Origin of the sequence: Streptomyces spinoverrucosus, from assembly GCF_006539505.1 — a bacterium.
GTDB lineage: Bacteria > Actinomycetota > Actinomycetes > Streptomycetales > Streptomycetaceae > Streptomyces > Streptomyces spinoverrucosus.
Genome location: NZ_BJND01000174.1, coordinates 1 through 1499, shown reverse-complemented (window position 1 = coordinate 1499; position 1499 = coordinate 1). Strand labels below are relative to the sequence as shown.

General features: G+C 68.8%; 1 protein-coding gene. It reads right to left on the bottom strand.

Annotated features, from left to right (window positions below; genetic code table 11):
- Positions 1 to 31: 31 nt before the first annotated feature.
- Entirely contained in the window at positions 32 to 1240 is a 1209-nt protein-coding gene (locus SSP24_RS42360; protein ID WP_141316588.1) for an IS110 family RNA-guided transposase, read from the bottom strand.
- Positions 1241 to 1499: the final 259 nt, after the last annotated feature.

Genomic DNA, 1499 nt, shown 5'->3' with positions numbered 1-1499 from the left:
TGCCTCTATGTCCTTCGTCAAGCCTGAGCGGTCATGCGACGGCTGCTTCGGGTTCGCGTGGTTCGTAGAAGGTGCCGTCGCGGAGCATGGCGAAGAGCACGCTGATGCGGTGGCGGGCGAGGCGGAGGAGGGCTTGGGTGTGGGTCTTTCCCCGGGCCCGGCATTTGTCGTAGTAGGTGCGGGAGGCGGGGTCGTGCAGGGCGGCGAAGGCTGAGAGGAACATCGCCCGTTTGAGCTGCCGGTTTCCGCCTCGTGGTGCGTGTTCGCCGTGGATCGAGGTTCCCGAGGACTTCGTTGTCGGGGCGAGCCCGGCGTAGGAGGCGAGGTGGGCGGCGTTGGGGAAGCTGGTGCCGTCGCCGACGGTGACCAGCAGGACTGCGGCGGTCCTGACCGCGATCCCCGGCATCGAGGTCAGGACCTGGGAAAGAGGGTGCTCCTCCAGCAGGGCTTTGATCTGGGCTTCCAGCGCCCGGCGCTGTTCGTGGACGGCGGCAAGGGAGCGGGCCAGGGACGGGACCACGGTGTCGAGGGTGCCGGTCCCGGGAACGACGACGGTTTGTTCGTCGAGCGCGTCGAAGATCTCGTCGATCAGCCGGGCGGCCATGCGTGGGGCCTTGGGTCTGATCACTTCGACGAGTCTGCGGCGGCCGGCTTTCCGCAGGGCTGCCGGGGAGCCGTAGCGTTCCAGCAGCCAGGTGACGGCGGGGTGGTCCAGGCGGGGGCCGAGGACTCGTTCCAGCGAGGGGTGGAACTGGGTGAGCAGGCCGCGTATCCGGTTGGAGGTGCGGGTGGCTTCGGCTGCGAGGTCCTGGTCGAAGCCGACCAGCACGGTCAGTTCGGCGGTGATCTCGTCGGTGAGCTCGAGCGAGCGCAGGGTGTGCGGCATCGTGCGGGCGGCGTCGGCGATGACCGCGGCGTCCTTGGCGTCGGTTTTCGCCTCGCCCGGGTAGAGATCGGCGATCCGGCGCATGGCGAGTCCGGGCAGGTAGGCGACCTTGCAGCCGGCGTCCCGTGCGACGGTGAGCGGGAGGGCGCCGATGGATGCGGGCTGGTCGACGATGACGAGGACGGTGCCGAACTTCGCGGCCAGTTTGTCGAGGACGGTCCGCAGCTTCGGTTCGCTGTTGGGCAGCTGCTTGTCGAAGACCTTCTTGCCGGCCGGGGTGAGTCCGTGGCCGTGGTGAGCGGTCTTGCCGACGTCCAGGCCGAGGAAGACGCCCACGTCACCGATCTCGAACATCGTGCTCCCGACTGCTTCGGTGCGGTGCTGGCCAGGGAGTTGGCGCCGTACGCGCGCATCCACGTTATGCAGACCTGCCGCCCGCGAACGGCCTGGCATTGCGCCAGGCCAGGCGGTAGTCGGACCTCTCATCAGCGTCTCCAACGGCACCCCTCGGGCCCGGTGACACCACCCCCCAGGTCATGCGTTCGACAGGGGGGACCAGTCATGCCGGGCCCGGAGGCCAGCGGCCCTCTTGCAGGACCGCGAAGAACATAAC

What these genes read in the sequence shown, in the direction of transcription:
- SSP24_RS42360 (WP_141316588.1), bottom strand. Translation starts at nt 1,240, where the DNA reads ATGTTCGAGATCGGTGACGTGGGCGTCTTCCTCGGCCTGGACGTCGGC.